The sequence below is a fragment of the Agromyces mediolanus genome (genome assembly GCF_014648575.1).
Taxonomy (GTDB): domain Bacteria; phylum Actinomycetota; class Actinomycetes; order Actinomycetales; family Microbacteriaceae; genus Agromyces; species Agromyces mediolanus.
Map to the genome: position 1 here is coordinate 309,766 of NZ_BMRJ01000001.1, position 22,356 is coordinate 332,121.

Consider the following 22,356-nt stretch of genomic DNA (forward strand, 5'->3'; position numbering starts at 1 on the left):
CGTCGCGGGCGGCGTCGTACCGGCGAACGACCATCGATCCGGGCGGGCGTATTGACGGCCGGCGATGGGCGGAGGTACCCTCCATTGACTTTGCTTACTCACCAAGTAAAGTTAGATCTCGCACCGCCCGAATGATCGATGACGACCAGACAGGACCCCGACGTGCCCGCTTCCCCCAGCAGATCCCGGCTCCTCGCCGCGGTGCTCATCGCCGCCGTGACGGCGTCGTCCGTGCTCCTCGCCGCCCCGTCCCAGGCGGCCGAGGCCGTCGTCATCATCGACGATGCGCAGACCGCCGGTTCGCCGGCCTTCAGCTACTCCGGCGCCTGGACCGCCGGGACCGGCCTGCCGTCGGCCTCCTACGAGGGCGGCACCGAGCACTGGACCAACGGCGGCGAGGTGAGCGCCACGCTCACCTTCTCGGGGACTCGGGCCGAGATCGTCGGCGCCAAGGACCCGGGCCACGGCTACCTCTTCGCCTCGGTCGACGGCGGGCGGGAGACGAGGGTCGACGGGTACGCCCCGTCCCGGGCGCTCCAGCAGTCGCTCTTCGACACCGGCACGCTGCCCGCCGGCGACCACACGGTCGTGCTCCGCATGGACGGCACCCGCAATCCCGCCGCGAACAAGCAGGGTGCGCAGCTCGACTTCGCTCGGGTCACCCGCGACGAGCCCGACGCCGGACCCGAGTCGGCGGCGCCGACCGTCGTCCCCGCGCTCACCCGGTGGACCGGCGGCACCGGCACGCTCGCGCTCGGCAGCACCGTGCGCGTCGTCGTCGCGCCCGAAGACGTCGGCACAGAGCTCGACGGCCGCACCGTGCGCCAGGAGGCCGAGCGGCTCATCGCCGACCTCGGCGCCGCTGGGCGCACCGCCGAGCTCGTGATCGGCGCGGCAGCGCCCGGCGATGTCGTGCTGTCCGTGACGGCCGGCCTGGCCGACGAGGGGTACCGCCTCACGGTCGGCGATCGCGTCACGATCGCCGCCTCGTCATCCGCGGGCCTCTTCTACGGCGGGCGCACGCTCCTGCAGTCGCTGAGCGGCGGCGCCGAGCTGCCCGTCGGCGAGACCGTCGACGCGCCCGGCCAGCGGCTGCGCGGCGGCATGATCGACGCGGGCCGCAAGTACTGGGAGATCGGCTACCTGAAGGACCTCATCCGGCGGATGAGCTACCAGAAGCTGAACATGCTCACCCTGCACGTCGTCGAGGCCGAGGGCTTCCGGCTCGACAGCCCCGCGTTCCCCGGCCTCGCCGACCCGGCCAGCTCCTACGACGAGGCCGAGATCCGCGAGCTCGTCGCCTTCGGCGCCGAGCACCACGTGCAGATCGTGCCCGGGTTCGAGTTCCCCGGCCACGCGACCGTCATCAGCGATTACTTCGGCATCGGCTTCGGCGACGGGGCGAACGCGTGCTCCCCCTCGCACGTGCCCTCGCACCTCACGCCGAACTGGATCATCGACATGACCTCCGACACGGCGCGCGCCGACTCCGCCGCGATCCTCGACGAGTTCCTGCCCTGGTTCCCCGCCGCGTACGTCCACCTCGGCGGCGACGAGGTGACGGGCGAGCTCGGCAACTGCGGCCGCGTGAAGGACTACGTCGCCGAGCGATCCGACCTCGACACCCTCGGCGACCTCTTCGTCGACTACGTCAACGGCGTCGACGACGCCGTCGTGGCCAACGGCAAGCGCTCGATCATCTTCAACGGCTTCGAGCACATGAGCCGCTCGCAGCAGACCCTCAACCGGGGCGTCATCATCCAGGACTGGCAGGGCGACGGCACGAACCCGGCGTTCGCCGGCCACGACAAGCTGTGGATGAACAGCGACTCCGTCTACCTGACGCCGAACAACTACCACAACACCTCGCCGAACCTCACGACGCTCACCTCCTCGTGGGCGCCCCGCACCGACGCCGACATGCTCGGCTCGAACTTCGCGGTCTGGGCGGACTACAACATGTGGGCCGAGGACGAGTACTTCGAGCAGAAGATGGGCCCGCTGCGGGCGGCCATCGCCGACCGCTCCTGGAACGTCACCGCGCGCGGCTCGGCGGCGGAGCTCTCGACGCGGCTCGGCCGGATCGGCGACGCCCCCGGCGTCACCGGCTTCCCGCCGCGCGAGCGGGTCGGCGCCGAGGCGCCGCTGCACCGCTACCCCTTCGACCCCGCGCCGTACCCCTCCGGCTACACCTCGGCGGGCAGCCCGGGCCAGACCCTCTTCGTGCAGGACACGACCGGACGGCTGAACGGCTCGACGTACATCATCTACAACCCCTCGTTCATCGACAACGGCATCAAGGGCTCCGCGCTGAGCTTCAGCCACGATCGGCAGGGCGTCGGGCTCGGCGGCGTCGATCTGGCCGGCCCGTGGACGATGTCCGTGTGGGTCAAGCAGAGCGCGGCGCATCCGGATGCCACGCTGCTGAGCTCCCGCGAGGGCTCCGCGATCCTCCTGCGCGACCGCACGAGCGGCAAGGTCGCGCTCGCCACGGCGGGCGGTCGCGAGACCTTCGACGCCACGCTCCCGGTCGGCAAGTGGGTCGCGCTCTCGCTCGTCAACGACGGTGCGGAGACCGCGCTCTACTTCGACGGCGAACCGGTCGACGAGATCGAGGCGAGCATCCCGCTGCCGCTCGCCGCGATCGGCGCCTGGAACCGCTCCCTCCGCGGCGACCTCGACGAGCTGAACATCTTCGACGCGGCCCTCACACCCGAGCGGATCGCTGCGAACTACGAGCGCGACGCGGCCGAGCTGCCGCAGCCCGGCCTGATCGACTACTGGTCCTTCGATGAGGACTCCGGCGTCGCGGTCGACACGATCGGCGGCAAGGACGGCACGCTCGACGGTGCCGCGCGGGTGCCCGGCCGGCATGGCGGCGGCGCCTCGCTCACCGGCGGCGAGAGCGGCGTGCGCATCGGAGCGAGCGACGTCAGTGGCACCTGGACGGCCTCGCTCTGGGTCAAGCGGAACGCCTCCGTCACGAGCGGTGTGCTGCTCTCCGGCGGGTCCTCGGCGATCAAGCTCGAGCAGTACCGGGACACCGGCAAGCTCGGCTTCACCCAGTTCGGCGTTGCCGACTACGTGATCGACTACTCCACCCCGCTCAACGAATGGGTCTACCTGACCTTCACGAGCGACGGCAGCACCCTGCGCGCCTACGCCGACGGCGAGGCGGTCGGCAGCGTCGCCGCCTCGGGCAACCTCGGTCGCGGCTGGATCGGCCGGCTCGGCTCCGGCAACCAGCTCGACGCGGCGAAGGCCGACGTCGATGAGGTGCTGCTCTACGACCGGGCGCTGAGCGGCGAGGAGGTCCGCGGGCTGTTCGCCGGCTTCGCCCAGGGCGGCGTCGCGCCGATCGGGCTCACCGCGGAGCTCGCCTTCGCCGAGCCGCCGGCCGAGCCGCTCGAGCTCGGCGACGTGGTCACCGCGGAACTGGTGCTGCGCAACCCGGGTCTCGTCGACCTTCGGGAGACCACGGTGACGCCGCGCGGCGGCGAGCTCGGGGAGTGCGCGGTGCCCGCCCGCCTGCGCGCCGCAGCGGAGCTCCGCTGCCCGGTCTCCTTCCCGGTGACCGAGGCGGACGTGGCGCGAGGCTCGGTCTCGCTCGTCGTCGACGCCGCCGCCACGGGGACGAACCCGCTCGCGACCCCGGTGCTCGCCGTGAGCAACGAGCTGACCGCGAGCGCAGGCGGAGCGGCCCGGCCGATCACCGCGACCGTGGACGGCGGCACGCCGGGCACCCTCCGGATCGGCGAGGCCTTCACGGTCGACGTGGCCGGCCCGCAGGCGGGCAGCACCGTCGAGGTGTGGCTGCACTCGGAGCCGGTGCGGCTCGGTACCGCGACCGCGTCGGCCGACGGGGCCGCTCGCATCCGTGCGAGCCTCGAGGCCGGCACCGAGCCGGGCGCCCACCAGCTCGTGATCCGCGCGACCGACAGCACGGGCGAAGCCGTCGAGCTGAGCTACCCGGTGCAGGTGCTCGCCGCGGAGGACCCGGGTACGGGGCCGGGCACGGGCACGGGCCCCGGCGCGGAGCCCGGCTCAGGTAGCGGCACCGGGCAGGGCGACGGGCTCGCGTCCACCGGGTTCGCGGCGGCGGCGCCGTTCGCCCTCGCCATCCTGCTGCTCGCGGCCGGAGCGTTCGCGATCGCGAGGTTCCGACGGCGGCGCGCGTAGCGCTCGTGCGGGCCGGGGAGGACCCGGCCCGCACGGCGGTGCCTCGGCGAGCCCCGCGGCGGCTCAGCCGGCGTACCGGGCGGTGCTCTCGCGCACGATCAGGCGGGTCGGCACGAGGGCCCGGCCGGTCTCGTGCTCCTTGGTCTCGATGGCGTGGACGAGCTTCTCGATGCAGCGGCGGCCGACCTCGGCGAAGTCCTGATGCACGGTGGTGAGCGGCGGCCAGAACGCCTTCGACTCCGGCATGTCGTCGAAGCCGACCACGCTGACCTCGCCGGGCACGTCGCGGCCGGCCTCGTGCAGCGCCTGCAGCGCGCCGAGCGCCATCTGGTCGTTCGCCGCGAAGACCGCGCTGACCTCTGGCCGGGCGGCGAGCTCGCGACCGATCCGGTAGCCGGAGTCGGTGCTCCAGTCCCCGCGCATCGCGAGGGGCGAGGTGATGCCGCGGGCGCGGAGCGTCTCGGCCCAGGCGGTCACGCGGTGGTGCGCCGAGAACGAGTCCTCGGGCCCGGCGATGTGCCAGACGGTCGGATGGCCGAGCCCGAGCAGGTGCTCGGTGGCCTGGCGGGCGCCGAGCTCCTGGTCGGTGTCGACGACGGCGTAGGCGTCGCCCGCGTTCGAGTCGACCACGACGACGGGCTGGTCGTCGGGCAGGGTGATGTCGGCCTGGTCGAGCAGGTGCGCCTCGAAGATGATGACGACGCCGTCGACGGCCTGCTCGCTGAGTCGACGGTACGCGCCCGAGACCGTGCCGGTCGTCGGGTCGGGGATGCGGATGACGGTGACGGTGAGGTCCTCCTCCGCGGCGGCCGCGGTGATGGCGTCGAGCGTGCGCATGTTGCCGTAGGTGGAGAGGGTGAACGTGATGACGCCGATGGAGCGGAACCGCCCGGTGCGCAGCGCGCGGGCGGCCCGGTTCGGCTTGTAGCCGAGGCGGCGCATCGCCGCGAGCACGCGCTCGCGGGTCGCCTCGTCGACGTTGCGGCGTTCGTTGGAGACGCGCGAGACCGTCTGCGAGGAGACTCCGGCGAGTTTCGCGACGTCGGCCATCGAGGGGCCGCGGCGGGTCTCCGGCCGCGATCGATCCTTGGCGGTGTCGGTCATCCGCATCCCTTCGTCGAGTCGGCACGCCGTGAGAGCGTGTTCACGTAGACACAGTAGTTCAGATGTGATAGATGTTTACGTGAACATCAGATTTGGATGAAGGAAACCTCCCGAATGACGACGACGTCCTCCACCGCCCGCACGCCGATGCGCACGAGCAGGCGGCGCGCCCGCGGCCGCCAGCGCTGGATCGGCTGGGCCTTCGTCGGGCCGTTCATGGCGGTGTTCGCGCTCGTGCTCGTCGCGCCCGTCGTCTACTCGATCGGGCTCAGCCTCTTCCGCGAGCAGCTCGTCGGCGGCACCGCCTTCGTCGGCCTCGAGAACTACGGCACCGCGCTCGCCGACCCGAAGTTCTGGGAGGCGCTCGGCCGGGTCGTGCTCTTCCTCGTCGTGCAGGTGCCCATCATGCTCGGCATCGCGCTCGTCGCCTCGCTCGCGATCGACAGCGCCCGACTGTTCGCCTCGTCCTTCTTCCGCATCTCGATCTTCCTGCCGTACGCCGTGCCCGCCGTCGTCGCGACGCTCATGTGGGGCTTCATGTACGGCACCCGCTTCGGCCTCATCGGCAACCTCAACGACGCCTTCGGCATCGAGCTGCCCGCGCCGCTGTCCGGCAGCTGGGTGCTCGCCTCGATCGGCAACATCGTCACCTGGGAGTTCGTCGGCTACAACATGCTGATCTTCTATGCGGCACTCCGGGTCATCCCCACCGACCTCTACGAGGCGGCCGCCCTCGACGGAGCCGGCGCCTTCCGCATCATCCGCAACATCAAGATCCCCGCCATCCGCGGGGCGATCGTGATCGCCGGCATCTTCTCGGTGATCGGCAGCTTCCAGCTCTTCAACGAGCCGAACATCCTGAAGTCCATCGCCCCGAACGCGATCAGCACCTACTTCACGCCGAACATGTACGCCTACAACCTCTCCTTCTCCGGCCAGCAGTTCAACTACTCGGCGGCCATCGCGATCATCATGGGCCTCGTCACGGCCGTGATCGCCTACGTCGTCCAACTCTCCGGCTCGCGGAAGGAGGCGGTCCGATGACCACCGAGGCGACCGTCACCGAAGCCATCACCACCGCCCGCGGCACCGAGCGGCGCGCCGGCTCGCGGCAACCGCGGCTGCACCGCTCCGTCCGGCGCGGTTCGACCGTGCAGCGCCGATCCATCCTGCTCACGATCGTGATGGGCCTGCTCGCCCTCTACGCGCTGCTGCCGCTGTTCTGGCTGCTCGTGAACTCCACGAAGACGCAGCGCGCCTTGTTCTCGAGCTTCGGCCTCTGGTTCTCGGGCGACTTCGCCCTCTGGGACAACATCGTCCAGACCCTCACCTACCACGACGGCGAGTTCGTCCGCTGGTTCGGCAACACCCTGCTCTACGTCGTCGTCGGCGCGGGCGGCGCGACGCTGCTGGCGACCCTCGCCGGCTACGCCCTCGCGAAGTACGACTTCCCCGGCCGCCGTGCCGTCTTCGCGGTCGTGCTCGGCGCCGTCGCCGTGCCCGGCACCGCGCTCGCCGTGCCGACCTTCCTCATGTTCAGCCAGCTGGGCCTCACGAACACGCCCTGGGCGATCATCCTGCCGTCCCTGATCAGTCCATTCGGGCTCTACCTGATCTGGGTCTACGCGAGCGACGCCGTGCCGAGCGAGCTGCTCGAGGCCGCCCGGATCGACGGCTCGGGGGAGTTCCGCACCTTCTTCACGGTCTCCCTGCGGCTGCTCGCCCCGGGCTTCGTGACGGTGCTGCTGTTCACGATCGTCGCGACCTGGAACAACTACTTCCTCCCCCTGATCATGCTGAGCGAGTCGACCTGGTACCCCCTCACCGTCGGCCTGAACTCCTGGAACGCCCAGGCGACCACCGCCGGCGGCGAGGCGATCTACCACCTCGTCATCACCGGCTCGCTCCTCACGATCGTGCCCATCGTCGTCGCCTTCCTCTTCCTGCAGCGCTACTGGCAGTCGGGGCTCGCGGCCGGAAGCGTCAAGCAGTGAGCGGCCCGCCATCGCTTGCACGGAGCACCACCCCCGAGCGCAGTCCTGCGCATCACATCGAAGTGAAAGGAACCACCCCATGACCACTCGCAGCACCATCCGCCGCTGGGCGGGCGTCGCGGTCGCCGCGGCCCTCGCCGGCTCGCTCGCGGCGTGCGCCACGCCCTCCGGCGGAAGCGAGCAGGGCAGCGCGAGCGCCGAGGAGATCGCCGCCGCCCTGCAGAAGGAGAGCAGCATCACCGTCTGGGGCTGGGCCCCGCAGCTCGAGCCGATCGTCGAGGCCTTCGAGGAGAAGTACCCGAAGATCGACGTGAAGCTCGAGAACGTCGGCACCGGCAACGACCACTACACGAAGCTGCAGAACGCGATCAAGGCGGGCACCGGCGCTCCGGACGTCGCGCAGGTCGAGTACTACGCCCTGCCGCAGTTCGCCCTCTCGGGCGCCTTCGCCGACCTCACCGGCTTCGGCGCCGACGAGCTCGAGGACCAGTACACGGCCTCGACCTGGGGCTCGGTCTCGATCGACGGCGGCGTCTACGCGCTGCCGCAGGACTCCGGCCCGATGGCGATGTTCTACCGCGCCGACGTGTTCGAGAAGCTCGGCCTCGAGGTGCCGACCACCTGGGACGAGTACATCGCCGCGGGCCAGGCCATCCACGCCGCCGACCCGAACGCCTACATCACGAACGACGTCGGCGACGCCGGCTTCACCACCAGCATGATCTGGCAGGCGGGCGGCCAGCCCTACGCCGTCGAGAACGGCACCGACGTCACGATCGACTTCGCCGACGAGGGCAGCACCAAGTGGGCGGACACCTGGAACCAGCTCGTCGAGAACGAGCTCGTCGCCCCGATCTCCTCGTGGAGCGACGAGTGGTACCAGGGCCTCGGTGACGGCAGCATCGCGACCCTCGTGATCGGCGCCTGGATGCCGGGCAACCTCGAGTCCGGCGTGCCGGACGCGGCAGGCAAGTGGCGCGTCGCGCCCATGCCGACGTACGAGGAGGGCGTCGCGGCGGCCGCCGAGAACGGCGGCGGCGGTGACGCGGTGCTCGAGCAGAGCAAGAACAAGCTCGTCGCCTACGGCTTCCTCGAGTTCCTGAACGGCCCGGAGGGCGCGGCCATCCACGCCGCGAACGGCGGCTTCCCGTCGACCGTCGCCGACCTCGAGTCCGAGGACTTCCTCGGCTACGAGAGCGACTACTTCGGCGGCCAGAAGATCAACGAGGTGCTCGTGCAGGCGTCCAAGGACGTCGTCCCCGGCTGGAGCTACCTGCCGTTCCAGACCTACGCGAACAGCATCTACGGCGACACCGTCGGCCAGTCGTACGCGAACGCGAGCGACCTGAACGAGGGCCTCGCCGCCTGGCAGGAGGCCAGCGTGCAGTACGGCATCGACCAGGGCTTCACCGTCAACGGGAAATAACCATCAAGCGCGGTGCGGCCGGCCGGGCGCAGGGCCCGGCCGGCCGCACCGTTCCACTCACCATCTGGAGCTCCACGTGCACACCCACGCACTCACCGACCGCCCGCAGCAGCTCGCGCGGCCGGTCGCCGCCGGCCGTTCGTTCGAGATCGGCGAGGAGGACTTCCTCCTCGACGGCGAGCCGTTCCGCATCATCTCGGGCGCGCTGCACTACTTCCGGGTGCATCCCGAGCTCTGGGCGGACCGCATCCGGAAGGCACGGCTGATGGGGCTCAACACCATCGAGACCTACGTCGCCTGGAACGCGCACGCGCCGGCGCGCGGCGTCTTCGACACCGAGGGCGGGCTCGACCTCGGCCGCTTCCTCGACCTCGTCGCCGCCGAGGGGATGCACGCGATCGTGCGGCCCGGCCCGTACATCTGCGCCGAATGGACGAACGGCGGCCTGCCCGCCTGGCTGTTCGCCGATCCCGCCGTCGGGGTGCGCAGCTCCGAGGAGCGCTACCTCGGCGCGATCGCCGAGTACCTCGAGCAGCTGGCCCCGATCCTCGTGCCGCGGCAGATCGACCGCGGCGGGCCGATCATCCTCGTGCAGATCGAGAACGAGTACGGCGCGTACGGGTCCGACCGGCGCTACCTCGAGCGCCTCGTCGCGCTCAACCGGGCCGTCGGCCTCTCGGTGCCGTTCACGACGGTCGACCAGCCGACGCCGGAGATGCTCGAGGCGGGCAGTCTGCCGGGCCTGCACAAGACCGCCTCCTTCGGTTCGCGTTCGCTCGAGCGTCTCGCGACGCTCCGCGCGCACCAGCCGAGCGGGCCGCTGATGTGCGCCGAGTTCTGGGACGGCTGGTTCGACCACTGGGGCGCGCACCACCACACGACGGATGCCGCGGCCACCGCGCACGACCTCGACGAGCTGCTCGCGGCGGGCGCATCGGTGAACATCTACATGTTCCACGGCGGCACGAACTTCGGCTTCACGAACGGCGCGAACGACAAGGGCGTGTACCAGCCGCTCGTCACGAGCTACGACTACGACGCCCCGCTCGACGAGGCCGGCGATCCGACCGAGAAGTACTGGGCGCTCCGCGAGGTCATCGCGAAGCACGCCCCCGTGCCGGAGGAGCGGCCGGTCGCGGGCGGCGCCGCGCCGGCGTTCGAGGTATCCCTCGAACTCGGCGTGCCGCTCCTGGAGGTGGCGGAGGAGCTCGGCGAGTTCGCGCCCTTCGAAGCGCCGCCGACGATGGACGAGCTCGGCCGATTCGACGGCTTCGCGCTGTACCGCACCGAGGTGGAGTGGGCCGGACCGGCCGTGCTGCACGTGGCGGAGGTGCGCGACCGCGCGCAGGTGCTCCTCGACGGCGACCCAGTGGGCGTGTTCGCGCGCACCCACCGCACGCACGCGCTCGCGCTGCCGCGCGACGGCCGGGGCACGCTCGACCTCCTCGTCGAGGACCAGGGGCGGGTGAACTACGGCCCGCGGATCGGCGAGCCGAAGGGGATCGTCGGCGAGGTGCGCCTCGGCGAGGAACCGCTCCGGCGCTGGCGGGCGGCCGGGCTCGACGTGGACCGGCTCGACGCCGTGCGACCGCGGCTCCGCGCCGGGGCGATCGCCGGGCCCTCGTACCACGCGGGCTCGTTCGAGCTCGAAGAGCCGGTGGACCTCCACCTCGGCACCGAGGGCTGGGGCAAGGGCGTCGTGTGGGTGAACGGCTTCAATCTCGGCCGCTACTGGTCGGCCGGGCCGCAGCGCTCGCTCTACGTCCCGGCCCCGGTGCTCCGCCGCGGGGAGAACGAGCTCGTGGTTCTCGAGCTGACCGCGGCGCCGTGCGGCGTCGTGCGCTTCCTCGCCGCCCCGGAGCTCGGGCACACGGACTTCTGACGCCCGGCTCTCGCGAGTCGCCAGACGGATGCCTCGGCGCGCCACCTGAACGGGCGCGCCGAGGCATCCGTCGTGCACTCGGAGCGGCGCGCAGCGGGCCCTCGACTTCCGCGTCGCTGTCCGCTATGTTTACGTCAACATCTCGGATGTTGACGTAAACAATCCTCCCGATTGGATAGACAACGGTGTCACCTACGAACGCGCGCCCCCGCGCCGCCGCGAGCATCGCCGCCGCGGCCGTCGTGGCCGGCTCACTGCAATTCGCCCCGATCGCGGCCCAGGCCGCGGCGCCGGACACGATCCTCACCCCGAACCCCGCCGTCACCGGCCCCGCCTTCGAAGGCTGGGGCACCAGCCTCGTCTGGATGGCGAACGCCACCGGCGGCTACCCCGAGGAGCTCCGCACCGAGCTCATCGAGCGGGTCTTCGGCGACGACGGCCTGAACCTGAACATCGCCAGGTACAACATCGGCGGCGGCAACGCCAGCGACGTCGCCGACTACCTGCGCCCCGGCGGTGCCGTCCCCGGCTGGTGGAACGCCGACGCGCCGCTCAACGACGGCGACGGCGCGATCACCTCCGGCTACGCCGACCGCGACCGCTACCTCGCCGCCTGGACCGGCGACGAGGCATCCGACTACGACCTCGACGCGGACGCCGCCCAGCTCGCCTGGGTCGACCAGATCAAGGACCGCGTCACCAAGTGGGAGGCGTTCAGCAACTCGCCGCCCTACTTCATGACCGAGAGCGGCTACGTCTCCGGCGGCACCGACGCGAACGCCGAGCAGATCAAGCCCGAGGCCGTCGGCAAGTTCGTGAACTACCTCACGACCGTCGTCGAGCACGTCGAGGACGCGCACGGCATCTCCTTCGACTCGATCGACCCGCTGAACGAGCCGAACACGAACTACTGGGGCACCACGTTCGACGGCCAGGGCCGCCCGAACGGCGGCCGCCAGGAGGGCGCCCACGTCGGCCCCGCGCGGCAGGCCGAGCTGCTCACCGCGCTCGCCGCCGAGCTCGCCGAGGACGGCACCACGACGGACGCCGTCGTGTCCGGCCCCGACGAGACGAACCCCGGCCGCTTCGTCGAGGACTGGAACGGCTGGACCGACGAGGCGAAGCAGGCCGTCGGCCGCCTGAACGTGCACACCTACGGCACGGGCGACCGGCTCCGGGTGCGCGACATCGCGAAGTCCGCCGACCGGCCTCTCTGGATGAGCGAGGTCGAGGGCAACTGGGGCGGCGAGCGCTGGAACCCCGCCTCGATCGACAACGGCCTCGGCATCGCGCAGCTCATCACCGACGACCTGCGCGAGCTCGACCCCTCCGCCTGGGTGCTCTGGCAGCCGGTCGAGGACCTCTACAACATGGAGAAGGGCGAGAAGAAGAACTGGGGCTCGATCTTCATCGACTTCGACTGCGACGCCGACGGCGACTCCGCCCGCCGTGTCGCCGACGGCGACGCCGACCCCTCCTGCCGGGTGCTGACGAACACGAAGTTCGACACGATCCGCAACTTCACGCACTACATCGAGCCGGGCGACCGGATCGTGCCGACGAACGACGGGCGCACGACGAGCGCCGTGACGGCCGACGGCACCGGCGCCGTGCTCGTGCACAGCAACCCCTCCGGCGGGGAGCAGCGCATCGAGCTCGACCTCTCGCGCTTCGCCGAGGTCGCGCCCGGCGCGACCGTGACGCCCGTCGTCACCACCGAGTCGCCCGCCGACGCCCCCTCGGCGAACGCCCTCGTGACCGGTGCGGCCGTCGCGATCGACGCGAGCACGAAGAAGTCCGCCATGCTGACGGTGCCGGCGAAGTCCGTCGTCACCTTCGTCGTCGACGGCGTCTCCGGCGTCGCCGCGGATGCCCCGGCGGTCCGCGACGGGGCGACGTTCCGCCTCGTCGGCGAGCAGAGCAGCAAGCCCCTCGCGGGCGGCGACGGCAGCCCGGCCACGGTGCTCGGCGACGCCGCGGCCGAGGGCGCCGACGCGGCCCAGTTGTGGACCGCGACCCGGCTGGTCGAGGGCGACGGCACCGGGCGCGACCGCTTCGCGCTCCGCCTCGCCGACGGCCGCACGCTCGTCTCGGGCGAGGGCGGGACCGAGCTCCGGACGCTCTCCGACGAGGAGGCCGCCGCGGATGCCTCGGCGCAGTGGATCGCGAGCAGCACCGACGGCCGCACCTTCTCGCTGCTGAACGCCGCGAGCGAGCGCGTGCTCGACGTCGCCGACCAGGCGACGTGGGCCGGCGCGCCCGTCGGGCTGTGGACCTCGAACGGCGGCGGGAACCAGGCGTTCCGCATCGTGCCCGCCGACACCGCCGTCGGGCCGACGTATACGAGCTTCCGCCCGGGCCAGGAGTGGCTCGACACGAACGGCAACGTCATCCAGGCGCACGGCGGCCAGGTCGTGCCGTCCGTCGACGAGGACGGCAAGACCATCTACTACCTGTACGGCGAGGACCGCACCAACGGCTACCACGCGGCGCCCGGCGTGCACGTCTACAGCTCGTACGACCTCTACAACTGGACCGACCGCGGGCTCGCCCTGCGGGCTCTCGCCTCGCGCGACGAGTTCGAGGACCCGTACTTCCAGGCGCTCTACGGCGACTACAGCCAGGCGCAGAAGGACGCCGTCTACCGCGACCTCGGCACCGTGCCGGTCCCGGGGGAGACGCCGCCGATCATCGAGCGGCCGAAGGTCATCCACAACGCCGAGACCGGCAAGTGGGTCATGTGGGCGCACATGGACGGGCCCTCCGAGAGCTCGTCGGCGCAGTACGCGAAGGCGAAGGCCGGCGTCGCGATCTCCGACTCGCCCTTCGGGCCGTTCCGCTACATCGACAGCTACTACCTGCACCACTCGCCCGAGGGCTGGGACACCCCGGGCATGGCCCGCGACATGAACCTGTTCGTGGACGACGACGGCACCGGCTACCTCATCTACTCGAGCGAAGGCAACGGGACGATGTACATCTCGAAGCTCGACGCCGAGTACACGAACCTCGCCACCCCAGCCGACCGGGCGGTCGAAGGGGTCGATTACAACCGGATCTTCCCGGGCTGGTCGCGCGAGGCGCCGGCGATCTTCAAGCACGACGAGCGGTACTTCCTGATCACCTCCGGCACGAGCGGCTGGTCGCCGAACCCGTCGCAGTACGCGAGCGCGACCGACATCCTGGGCGACTGGACCGCGCACGGCGACCCGTTCCCGTGGTGGGCGCAGAAGGACTCCTGGAACTCGCAGCCGAGCTCGGTGATCCCGGTCGACCGCGAGGCCGGCAAGTACATCTACATGGGCGACCGCTGGAACGGCGGCACCGATCTGAAGAACGCGCAGATGGTCTGGCTCCCGCTCAACATGGGCGAGGGCGGCGACAGCCTCTCCGTCGAGATCTGGGACGAGTGGCGCCTCGACGACCTCGACCAGTGGGCGGTCTGGGACGTCTCCGGTGTGCCGGCGAGCGTGAAGCTCGGCGCGGGCTTCGACGTGCCCACGGTCACCGTCACCCAGAACGGGGTCGACACGACGCAGCGGGTCGAGTGGACCGTCGACGGCTCCCTGGACCTGCCGGGCACGGTGACCGTCACCGGCACGCTGCCCGACTTCGGCGGCCGCACCTTCCGTCGCACGGTCACCGTCGTGCCCGAGCATGTGCGCTACGCCGTGAACGCGGGCGGGCAGCGCACGGCCGACTGGGAGACGCTCGTGGCGGAGGCCGGCGCGGAGGCGCCGCTCCTGAACAGCCGCCCCGACCAGGAGTACGGGGTCGACGCCGGCACCACGGCCGCCTGGGGCTACCTCGGCGACCAGAACGCCGTCGCGGAGATGGGCGGCACCATGTTCAGCACGCTCCGCTACGCGACCGGCGGCGCCGACCTCGCCTACCGCTTCGACGGTCTCGCTCCCGGCGGCTACACCGTCTACGCGGGCTACTTCGACCCGTGGGCGCAGTGGGACGACCGCGGCGCCGAGGTCACCGTGAACGGCACGGTGGTCGAGGCCGATCACGACTACGACGCCGGCAACCAGACGGCGGCCTACCGCGACGTCGTCGTCGGGGCGGACGGGCGCATCGACCTCTCGCTGAGCCCGACGCGCGGCACCGACGTGCAGCTGAGCTGGCTGATCGTCACGGCCGACGAGGCGCCTGCGCCCGAGCTCGACGTGACGCTCACCGCGAGCACGAAGTGCGTGGCGAAGAAGCTCGTCGTCACCGCCCAGCTCGCGAACGCCGGCGACGCGCCCGTCTCCGTCGTCTTCGACTCGGCGTTCGGCAGCAAGTCGATCGCCGCCGTCGCGGCCGGCAAGAACGGCGTGCACGCCTTCACCACGAAGCAGGCGAGCCTCGCCGCCGGCACCGTCACCGCGACGGTCCAGGGCGAGCTCGGCGGCCGCACCGTGACGAAGACGATCGAGGCCGCGTACCCGGCGGCCTCGTGCAACTGAGCCGGCGCCGTTCCGGCGCCGCCACCCCGATGCGATCCATCAACCCGATGCAAGGAAGCAAGGAGTCACCCATGATGTACCCCCGACTGCTCGGCCGTGCGTGCGCGGTCGGCGCCGGAACCGTGCTGCTGCTCGGCGTGGCCGGCATGGCCGCCGCCGAGGAGAACCACGGCGAGAACGACGTCGACGTCACGGTCGAGATCGCCGACACCGGCGAGCCCGGCGTGCTCGCGATGACCGTCGCCGGCACCTCGACGACGCTCACGGAGGACGGCTCGACCGCGACGGAGCGCCAGTTCACCGGCACCCTGCCGACGGTCACCGTCACCGACACCCGCACCCCGGACGAGATCGCCCCCGGCGCCTACTGGTACGTCCTCGGCACCGCGAGCGACTTCACCGGCGACGCCGGGCAGCCGGCGATCGGCGCCGGGCACCTCGGCTGGGCGCCGAAGCTGATCGACGGCGGCGATTCGGGACTCGTCTCCGAGGGCGACGTGGTCGACACGGTGATGGACACCGACGATCCCGACGCCGAGCTGCCGTTCGGCCTCGTCGATCAGGAGCTCCTGGCGATGGGCTTCGACTCGGCCGCACTCGCGCCCGAGGGGCAGTGGACCGCGAACGCGCAGCTGTTCCTGCGGACGCCGGCGACGGTGGCCCCCGGCTCGTACACCGCGAAGCTCACGCTCTCGCTGTTCGAGTAGGCGGAACCGGATGCCTCGACGTCTCCCGCTCGCGCTCGGCGCGCTGCTCCTGGCTGCGCCGCTGGCTCTCGCCGGTGCGCTCTCGGCGCCGCTGCCCGCCGTCGCGGAGGGCGCGGGCGGCGAGGCCCCGGTCACCTGGTCGGTGGCGCCCGCCACCGAGCAGGGCGCCGACGGACGTGCCTGGGTCGAGCTGGAGCTCGATCCGGGTGCGACCGTCACGGAGCACCTCGCGGTGCGCAACCTCGGCGACGCCCCCGTGGTCTTCGCGCTCGGGGCCGCCGACGGCTACTTCACGCCGTCCGGCCGGTTCAACATGCTCGCCTCCGACGCCGAGTCGGTGGACGCCGGAACCTGGATCGCCCTGCCGGAGACGGTCGAGGTCGCGGCCGGCGGCACCGCCGTCGTGCCGTTCACCGTGACCGTGCCCGAGCGGGCGACCCCGGGCGACCACGCCGCCGGCGTCGCCGCCTCGATCACCTCCGTGGCCGAGGGCGACGGCGCCACCCTCGGCGTCGAGAGCCGGGTCGGCTTCCGCGTGATGACGCGGGTATCCGGCGAGCTCGAGCCCGGGCTCGCGGTCGCCGCCGGCGGCGGGTATCGGCTCTCCTGGAACCCCTTCGCCCCGGGTGCGATCGAGCTCTCGGCGGAGCTCGAGAACACGGGCAACGTGCGCCTCGCCCTCGACCCGAGCGCGGAGGCCGGCGGTGCACGCCGCACCGCCGACGGCGTCGCCGAGGGGCAGCGCGTCGAACTCCTCCCCGGCGAGCGGCGCACCGTGCGGTTCACGATGCCCGCCGTGTGGCCGACCGTCCTCGCCGGGGCGGTGCTCCGCGTCGAGGGCGGCGCGATCGACCCGAGCGGCGAGGCCGCCGGCATCGACCCCGTCGTGCGCGAGGTCACGATCTGGGCCCTGCCCGTGCCGCAGCTCGCCGTGCTCGCTGGCGCCGCACTGCTCGCGCTCGGCATCCTGCTCGGCCGGCGCCGCAGCCGAGCCCGACTCGAGCGACTGCTCGAAGACGCACACCACGCCGGGCGCCGCGAGGCGCTCGCAGAGGAAGGACCCCAGTGAACGACCCGTCGCCGCACGGTTCCGACGGCCTGACCGTCCACGTCACGATCGCTCCGCTGCCCGGCTGCGGACCCACCGGGTGCACGACGCCGGCCGGCCTGCCCGGCACGGGAGTGGACCCGGTGCTCGCCATCGCCGGCTCGGCCCTGCTGCTCGCCCTCGGCGCAGCGGCCGTGCTCCGAGCGAGGCGCACGCCCCGCGCGGACTGAGGCCGCGCGCCCCGGCGGCTCGGCCTCGCACGAGCCTGCGCGGCGGGCCGAGCCGCCCGGGAGCGCTGCCCGACGCACCGGCCGCCCTGAGGCATCCGGTCGCCTTCGACGTGGACACCGATCGGCGCTCGGGCCGGCGGGAGCACGCGCCGCGCCCGCGCGTCGGCGGGAGCTGCGAGCATGGTGGGGTGACTGCGCCGCCGACCGACCCCGCCGACTGGCGCGCGGCGCTCGACGGACTCGTGCCGCCGGCCGAGCCGGGGGTGCGCGGCCGGCCGGTCGCGCCGGCCGAGGAACGCGGAGCGCCCGGCCCGGCTCGGCAGGCGCCCACCCCGCTCGCGCTGCAGTTCGAGCTGCGGCACCGACTCGAGCAGAGACCGGGGCAGTGGCGCGGTCCGAAGGACGAGCCGGCCGCCCGCCCCGCCCAGGTCGACCGGCTCGCCGCCCGGCCGGTGACCAGAGGCGCGCGCGGCGCCTGGGTGAAACAGGGGCTGACCTGGCAGAACGTCGCCTACCAGGGTGAAGCGGGCGGCTTCGACCCGGTGCACGCCCGCTGGTTCGCCCAGTTCGCCCTGCTCAAGGGCGGCAACCCGGGGGTCTACAACCCGTACGGTTCCGACTGGATCACGCTCGACGAGTACGAGAGCCCCGTGCTCTGGGCGCTGCTCGCCGAGGCGGTGCGGCTCGGCATCCCGCTCGTGGGCGGCGAGGCGACCCCGACCGTGCGCGTGCTCGGGGCCGCCGAGCTCGGCTTCGACGCGAGCGCCGACGATGGCGGGCTGAGCCTCGCCCCGGTCGCGCGCTTCGCCGGGCGCCGGGAGCCGGCACCGGTGCCGCTCGGCGGAGTGCGGCTGATCGGCCGGCACGGCCTGTACCGGGCCGCCTTCGAGCGGGGCGCGATCGAGCTGGCCCCGCTCGCCGCCGCGCCGTCGGCCGCCCAGCTCGCACTGCTCGACCGGCCGGATCCGGTGCGGGTGCCCGCCGCCGAGCTCGCGGAGTTCACGCGCACCCACTACTTCGCACTCGCGCAGGCGGTGCCGGTCGCGAGCGCCGACGGCAGCTTCGAGCCGCCGCCCGCGCCGCCCGCGGAGCTCGTGCTGCAGCTGCGCTACGAGACGGGCGACGTCGTGCGCGCCGCGTGGACCTGGCGCTTCGCCGACGGTCGCGTCGCCGAGGCGAGCGCCGACGACGCGGAAGACGGCGAGGGCCGGGCGGATGCCGAGCGCGATCCCGACCTCGTCGCGCGCGTGCTCGACGTGCTCGGCTGGGTCCCGTTCGAGGCGGTCGTGCTGCGCGGCATCGACGCCGCCCGCTTCGTCGCCGAGCGGCTGCCCGAGCTCGAGCGCCTCGCCGAGACGCGGCGGCTCGTCATCGAAGAGCGCGGCGAGCGGCCCGACTACCGCGAGCTGCTCGACCCGCCCGAGCTGCGCGTCACGATGGTCGAGTCGCCCAAGACCGACTGGCTCGACCTCGGGGTCGTCGTCACCGTGAACGGCAAGCCGGTGCCGTTCCTGCCGCTGTTCCGCGCGCTCGCGCAGGGGCGCAAGCGCCTGCTCCTCGTCGACCGCAGCTATCTCTCGCTCGAGCTGCCCGTCTTCGACGAGCTCCGCGCGCTCATCGCCGAAGCCGAGGGGCTGGTCGAGTGGGAGGCGGGCCTCAGGATGCCGCGCGAGCAGGCGCTCGCGCTCTACGCGGACTTCGAAGATCTCGCCGAGTTCGACGGTCCCGCGCTCGCCTGGCGTGCGCTCATCGCCGCGGTCGGGGCGCCCTCGGAGGGCGCGGATGCCTCGGCCGCGTCGGCCCCGGTCGAGCCGCCCGCCGGGTTCGCGCTGCCGCTCCGGCCGTACCAGCTCGAGGGCTTCCGCTGGCTGGCCCGGATGCGGGCGGCGGGGCTCGGCGCGGTGCTCGCCGACGACATGGGGCTCGGCAAGACGGCGCAGGCGCTCGCGCTCATCGCCCACGCCGCGCACGAGGGGTCGGGCCCGTTCCTCGTCGTCGCGCCCACCTCGGTGGCGTCGAACTGGGTCGCGGAGGCGGCGCGCTTCGTGCCCGGCCTCCGGGTGGCGCGGCTCACGACGACCGAGCGCGCCGGTCGCCCGGGCATCGCCGAGGCGGCGGCCTCCGCCGAGCTCGTGGTGACGAGCTACGCGGTGCTCCGGCTCGAGGCGGAGCGCTTCGCCGAGGTGGCCTGGGGCGGGCTCGTGCTCGACGAGGCGCAGTTCGTGAAGAACCCGAAGACGCGCGTGCACGAGGCGGCCCGGGCCATCCGCGCCCCGTTCGTCCTGGCGCTCACCGGCACGCCGATCGAGAACCATCTCGGCGAGCTGTGGGCGATCCTGCGCCTCGTCGCCCCCGGTCTCTTCCCGAGCCGGCGCGGCTTCGACGAGCGGTACCGCCGACCGATCGAGGACGACGGCAACACCGAACGCCTCGCGAAGCTCCGCCGCCGCATCCGGCCGTTCCTGCTGCGCCGCACGAAGGAGCTCGTCGCGCCCGAGCTGCCCGAGAAGCAGGAGCAGACGATCGCCGTCGAGCTCTCGGCCGCCCACCGCCGGGTCTACGACGCGACGCTGCAGCGCGAACGGCAGAAGCTGCTCGATCTCGTGAAGGACGAGAGCGGCCGCTTCATCCTGTACCGCTCGCTCACCCTGCTGCGCATGCTCGCGCTCGACCCCGGGCTCATCGACCCCGCGCACGACGGCCTCGGCTCGGCGAAGCTCGATGCGCTGCTCGAGCAGCTCGAGGAGCTCATCGCCGAGGGGCACCGGGCGATCGTCTTCAGCCAGTTCACCTCGTTCCTCGCGCGCGCCGCGGCGCGGCTCGAGGCGGCCGGCATCCCCTTCGCGCTGCTCGACGGCTCGACGCCGGTGGCGCGGCGGGATGCCGAAGCGGCCCGGTTCCGGGCGGGGGAGGCGCAGGTCTTCCTGATCAGCCTCAAGGCGGGCGGCTTCGGACTGAACCTCGTCGAGGCGGACTACGTGTTCCTGCTCGATCCGTGGTGGAACCCGGCGAGCGAGCAGCAGGCGATCGACCGCGCGCACCGCATCGGCCGCACCGAGCGGGTGATGGTCTACCGGCTCGTCGCGGCCGACACGATCGAGGAGAAGGTGCTCGCCCTGCAGACCCGCAAGGGCGAGCTCGTGGCCGGCGTGCTCGGCGCGGGGGCGGCGGAGGCCGGTGGGGCGGAGGCCGACGCGGGGGAGGCTGACGCGGCGGAGGCCGACGCCGACCTGGCCGAGGCATCCGAGTCCGACGGGCTCGCCCCCGACGACGTCGACTTCGCCGAGGCGCGGTTCAGCGCGGAGGAGCTGCGCGCACTCCTCGACGGCTGAACCGGCCCTCTCGCCTCGCCGCTCACCGCAAGACGTCGGTTTCTGCGGGTGCCGAGCGCTCGTGACCCGCGAACACTGACGTCATGACCCGAGGCCGGCATCCGGGTCGGGGCGCGGGCCGCGCCGGCGTCGGGGTTCCTCGATGCCGAGGTGCACCCGGGTGCGCCTGCGCTCGATGACGATCATGAGCGCGCCGAGCCCCCACAGCGGCAGTTGTGTGAGGAACGCGATCTTGAACGCCTCGAGCGAGTAGTCCTCCGGCGTGCCCGCACCCTGCAGGTCCATCGCGAGGCCGATCAGGAAGATCGCGATGAGCGCCGCAATGAACCCGCCGCCGTTCACGATGCCGTTCGCCGTGCTCAGGCGGTGGCTCGGGTTGAAGGTGCGCGCGTGGTCGAAGGCGATCATCGAGGCCGGGCCGCCGGTCGCGAGGGCGAGCGCGAGCCCGAACAGCAGCCACAGCGGCGTCTGCCCGGGCCACACGATCACGGCGATCCAGACGAGGGCCTGGATGCCGACGATCGGCAGCACCAGCAGGCGGGAGCGGCGCATCGGATGCCGGCTCGAGAGCAGCCCGATCACGGGCCCGACGATCATGCCGAACACGACGAAGACGCTGATGATGAGCGAGGCGGTCGCGGGGCTCAGGCCCTCGCCGCTCGTGAGGAACGGGAAGCCCCAGAGCATGACGAAGGCGGTGCCGGCGAACGGGGTCGTGAAGTGCGACCAGAACGCCAGCCGGGTCGCCGGGTGGCCCCAGCTCTCGCGGAAGCCCTCGCGCAGGTCGGCGGCGGAGGTGACGACGCGGATCGCGCCCGTCTCGGTGTTCACCGCGATGTCGGCGTCACGGCCGGGCGGACGGTTGCGGATGACCCCGAAGGTCAGCACGGCGAAGAGCACGCCGAGCCCGGCGAGGCTGCCGAACGCCACCGACCAGCTCGTCGCGTGCAGCAGGGCGGCCATCGGGAGCAGCGCGAGCAACTGCCCGAGCTGGCCGACGATGCCCGTCATCTGCACGATGAACGGCGAGCGCTGATCGGGGAACCAGGTGGCGACGACGCGCAGCACGCTCGGGAAGATCGCCGCGTCGCCCGCGCCGAGCAGCATGCGCGCGAAGATCGCGATGCCCACGTTCGGTGCGAACGCCATCACGAGCTGGCCCGCGGCCATCAGCAGCATGCCGATCGTGATGATCGGCCGGGCGCCGTAACGGTCGAGCAGCAGCCCGACGGGGATCTGCATGAGCCCGTAGACCGCGAGCTGGATGACGGCGAACATCGACAGCGTCGAGGCATCCGCCTGGAAGCGTTCCGCGGCATCGACGCCGACGGCGGAGAGCGAGGTGCGATTCGTGACCGAGACGATGTAGGCGGCGACGCCGACGGCCCAGACGACCCAGATGCGCCAGGGCGCTGCGGCGGCGACGCGGGTCACCATCCGATGAGCTTCGTGGGGCGCACCCGGAGCACGGTGGAGTAGTCGCCCGTCATCCGGTCGAGCGACCAGCCGAGCCGCTCGAGCCCGGCGCGGTACTTGGCGAGGTAGGGCTCGCGCAGCCGCTCGATCCACTCGGCCGCGGACTCCTCGCTCAGCTCGGCGAGCCCCTGGAAGACGGTGACGTCTTCGCCCTCGGCGTCGGTCTCGAAGTGCACGAGCACCTTCGGGTCGCGGCGCACGTTGCGCGTCTTCACCGAGCCGGGCTGCACGAGCACCTGGATCGTGTCGCCCTCCCAGAGGAACCACACCGGCACCGCGTGCGGGAAGCCGTGCCGGTCGATCGTGCCGAGCCAGGCGACCTCCTCGGTGCCGAGCCGTGCGAGCGCCCGGGCGTGAACGGGGTTCGCGGGGTCGAAGTCGAAGGGGGCGGGCGGCTCGGGGGACGGTGCGGGCGGTGAAGCTGACATCTGGTGGTGACCTCCGCGTCAAGCCTCGCAGTCCGGCCCGGGCGAGGCAAGCGAGGCGCGGCGGCCGCGCCAGTTCGGTGTTGCGGAATGCAACGG

Annotated in this window: 13 protein-coding genes; 10 read left to right on the plus strand and 3 right to left on the minus strand. The window is 72.4% G+C overall.

The genetic code is table 11. The features are described 5' to 3' along the window. Nucleotides 1-138: 138 nt before the first annotated feature. Nucleotides 139-4,179 (plus strand): family 20 glycosylhydrolase, encoded by a 4,041-nt coding sequence (locus tag IEY71_RS01395; protein ID WP_189083528.1) that lies wholly within the window; start codon nucleotides 139-141, stop codon nucleotides 4,177-4,179. 63 nt (nucleotides 4,180-4,242) lie between these two features. Here the strand turns inward: IEY71_RS01395 and IEY71_RS01400 are convergent, their stop codons facing one another. Beyond that, nucleotides 4,243-5,283, minus strand: coding sequence for a LacI family DNA-binding transcriptional regulator (locus IEY71_RS01400; RefSeq protein ID WP_229781481.1), 1,041 nt, complete (start codon nucleotides 5,281-5,283; stop codon nucleotides 4,243-4,245). A 114-nt stretch (nucleotides 5,284-5,397) separates the two neighbouring features. On the opposite strand from IEY71_RS01400, the gene IEY71_RS01405 reads away from it, so the two are divergent. The 9 genes from IEY71_RS01405 to IEY71_RS01445 all read left to right on the plus strand — a co-directional run bounded on the left by IEY71_RS01405 (nucleotide 5,398) and on the right by IEY71_RS01445 (nucleotide 20,356). Further along, nucleotides 5,398-6,327 (plus strand): carbohydrate ABC transporter permease, encoded by a 930-nt coding sequence (locus IEY71_RS01405; RefSeq protein WP_189083530.1) that lies wholly within the window; start codon nucleotides 5,398-5,400, stop codon nucleotides 6,325-6,327. Next, nucleotides 6,324-7,277: a carbohydrate ABC transporter permease gene (locus IEY71_RS01410; protein WP_189083531.1), complete on the plus strand. Its 954-nt coding sequence runs from the start codon at nucleotides 6,324-6,326 to the stop codon at nucleotides 7,275-7,277. Before IEY71_RS01405 ends, IEY71_RS01410 begins: the two co-directional genes overlap by 4 nt. 79 nt (nucleotides 7,278-7,356) lie before the next feature. Continuing rightward, nucleotides 7,357-8,703: an ABC transporter substrate-binding protein gene (locus IEY71_RS01415; RefSeq protein ID WP_189083532.1), complete on the plus strand. Its 1,347-nt coding sequence runs from the start codon at nucleotides 7,357-7,359 to the stop codon at nucleotides 8,701-8,703. Nucleotides 8,704-8,851: 148 nt separating this feature from the next. Further along, a complete protein-coding gene (locus IEY71_RS01420; RefSeq protein ID WP_189085022.1) occupies nucleotides 8,852-10,585 on the plus strand; it encodes a glycoside hydrolase family 35 protein in 1,734 nt (577 codons plus the stop codon). A 185-nt stretch (nucleotides 10,586-10,770) separates the two neighbouring features. Beyond that, a complete protein-coding gene (locus IEY71_RS01425; protein WP_189083533.1) occupies nucleotides 10,771-15,039 on the plus strand; it encodes a family 43 glycosylhydrolase in 4,269 nt (1,422 codons plus the stop codon). Between the two features lie 71 nt (nucleotides 15,040-15,110). Further along, nucleotides 15,111-15,746, plus strand: coding sequence for a hypothetical protein (locus IEY71_RS01430; RefSeq protein ID WP_189083534.1), 636 nt, complete (start codon nucleotides 15,111-15,113; stop codon nucleotides 15,744-15,746). Between the two features lie 10 nt (nucleotides 15,747-15,756). Next, nucleotides 15,757-16,815 carry a DUF916 domain-containing protein gene (locus IEY71_RS01435; protein WP_229781482.1) on the plus strand — a complete coding sequence of 353 codons (1,059 nt, stop codon included), beginning with the start codon at nucleotides 15,757-15,759 and terminating at the stop codon, nucleotides 16,813-16,815. Then, complete coding sequence (locus IEY71_RS01440; protein WP_189083535.1) at nucleotides 16,812-17,024, plus strand: hypothetical protein; 213 nt, start codon at nucleotides 16,812-16,814, stop codon at nucleotides 17,022-17,024. The genes IEY71_RS01435 and IEY71_RS01440 overlap by 4 nt, the downstream gene beginning before the upstream one ends. 188 nt (nucleotides 17,025-17,212) lie before the next feature. Beyond that, complete coding sequence (locus IEY71_RS01445; RefSeq protein ID WP_189083536.1) at nucleotides 17,213-20,356, plus strand: DEAD/DEAH box helicase; 3,144 nt, start codon at nucleotides 17,213-17,215, stop codon at nucleotides 20,354-20,356. A gap of 81 nt (nucleotides 20,357-20,437) precedes the next feature. On the opposite strand, the gene IEY71_RS01450 is transcribed toward IEY71_RS01445, so the two are convergent. Beyond that, nucleotides 20,438-21,793, minus strand: coding sequence for an MFS transporter (locus IEY71_RS01450; protein WP_189083537.1), 1,356 nt, complete (start codon nucleotides 21,791-21,793; stop codon nucleotides 20,438-20,440). Continuing rightward, nucleotides 21,787-22,260, minus strand: coding sequence for a TIGR03618 family F420-dependent PPOX class oxidoreductase (locus IEY71_RS01455; RefSeq protein WP_189083538.1), 474 nt, complete (start codon nucleotides 22,258-22,260; stop codon nucleotides 21,787-21,789). The genes IEY71_RS01450 and IEY71_RS01455 overlap by 7 nt, the downstream gene beginning before the upstream one ends. Between the last annotated feature and the right edge of the window lie 96 nt (nucleotides 22,261-22,356).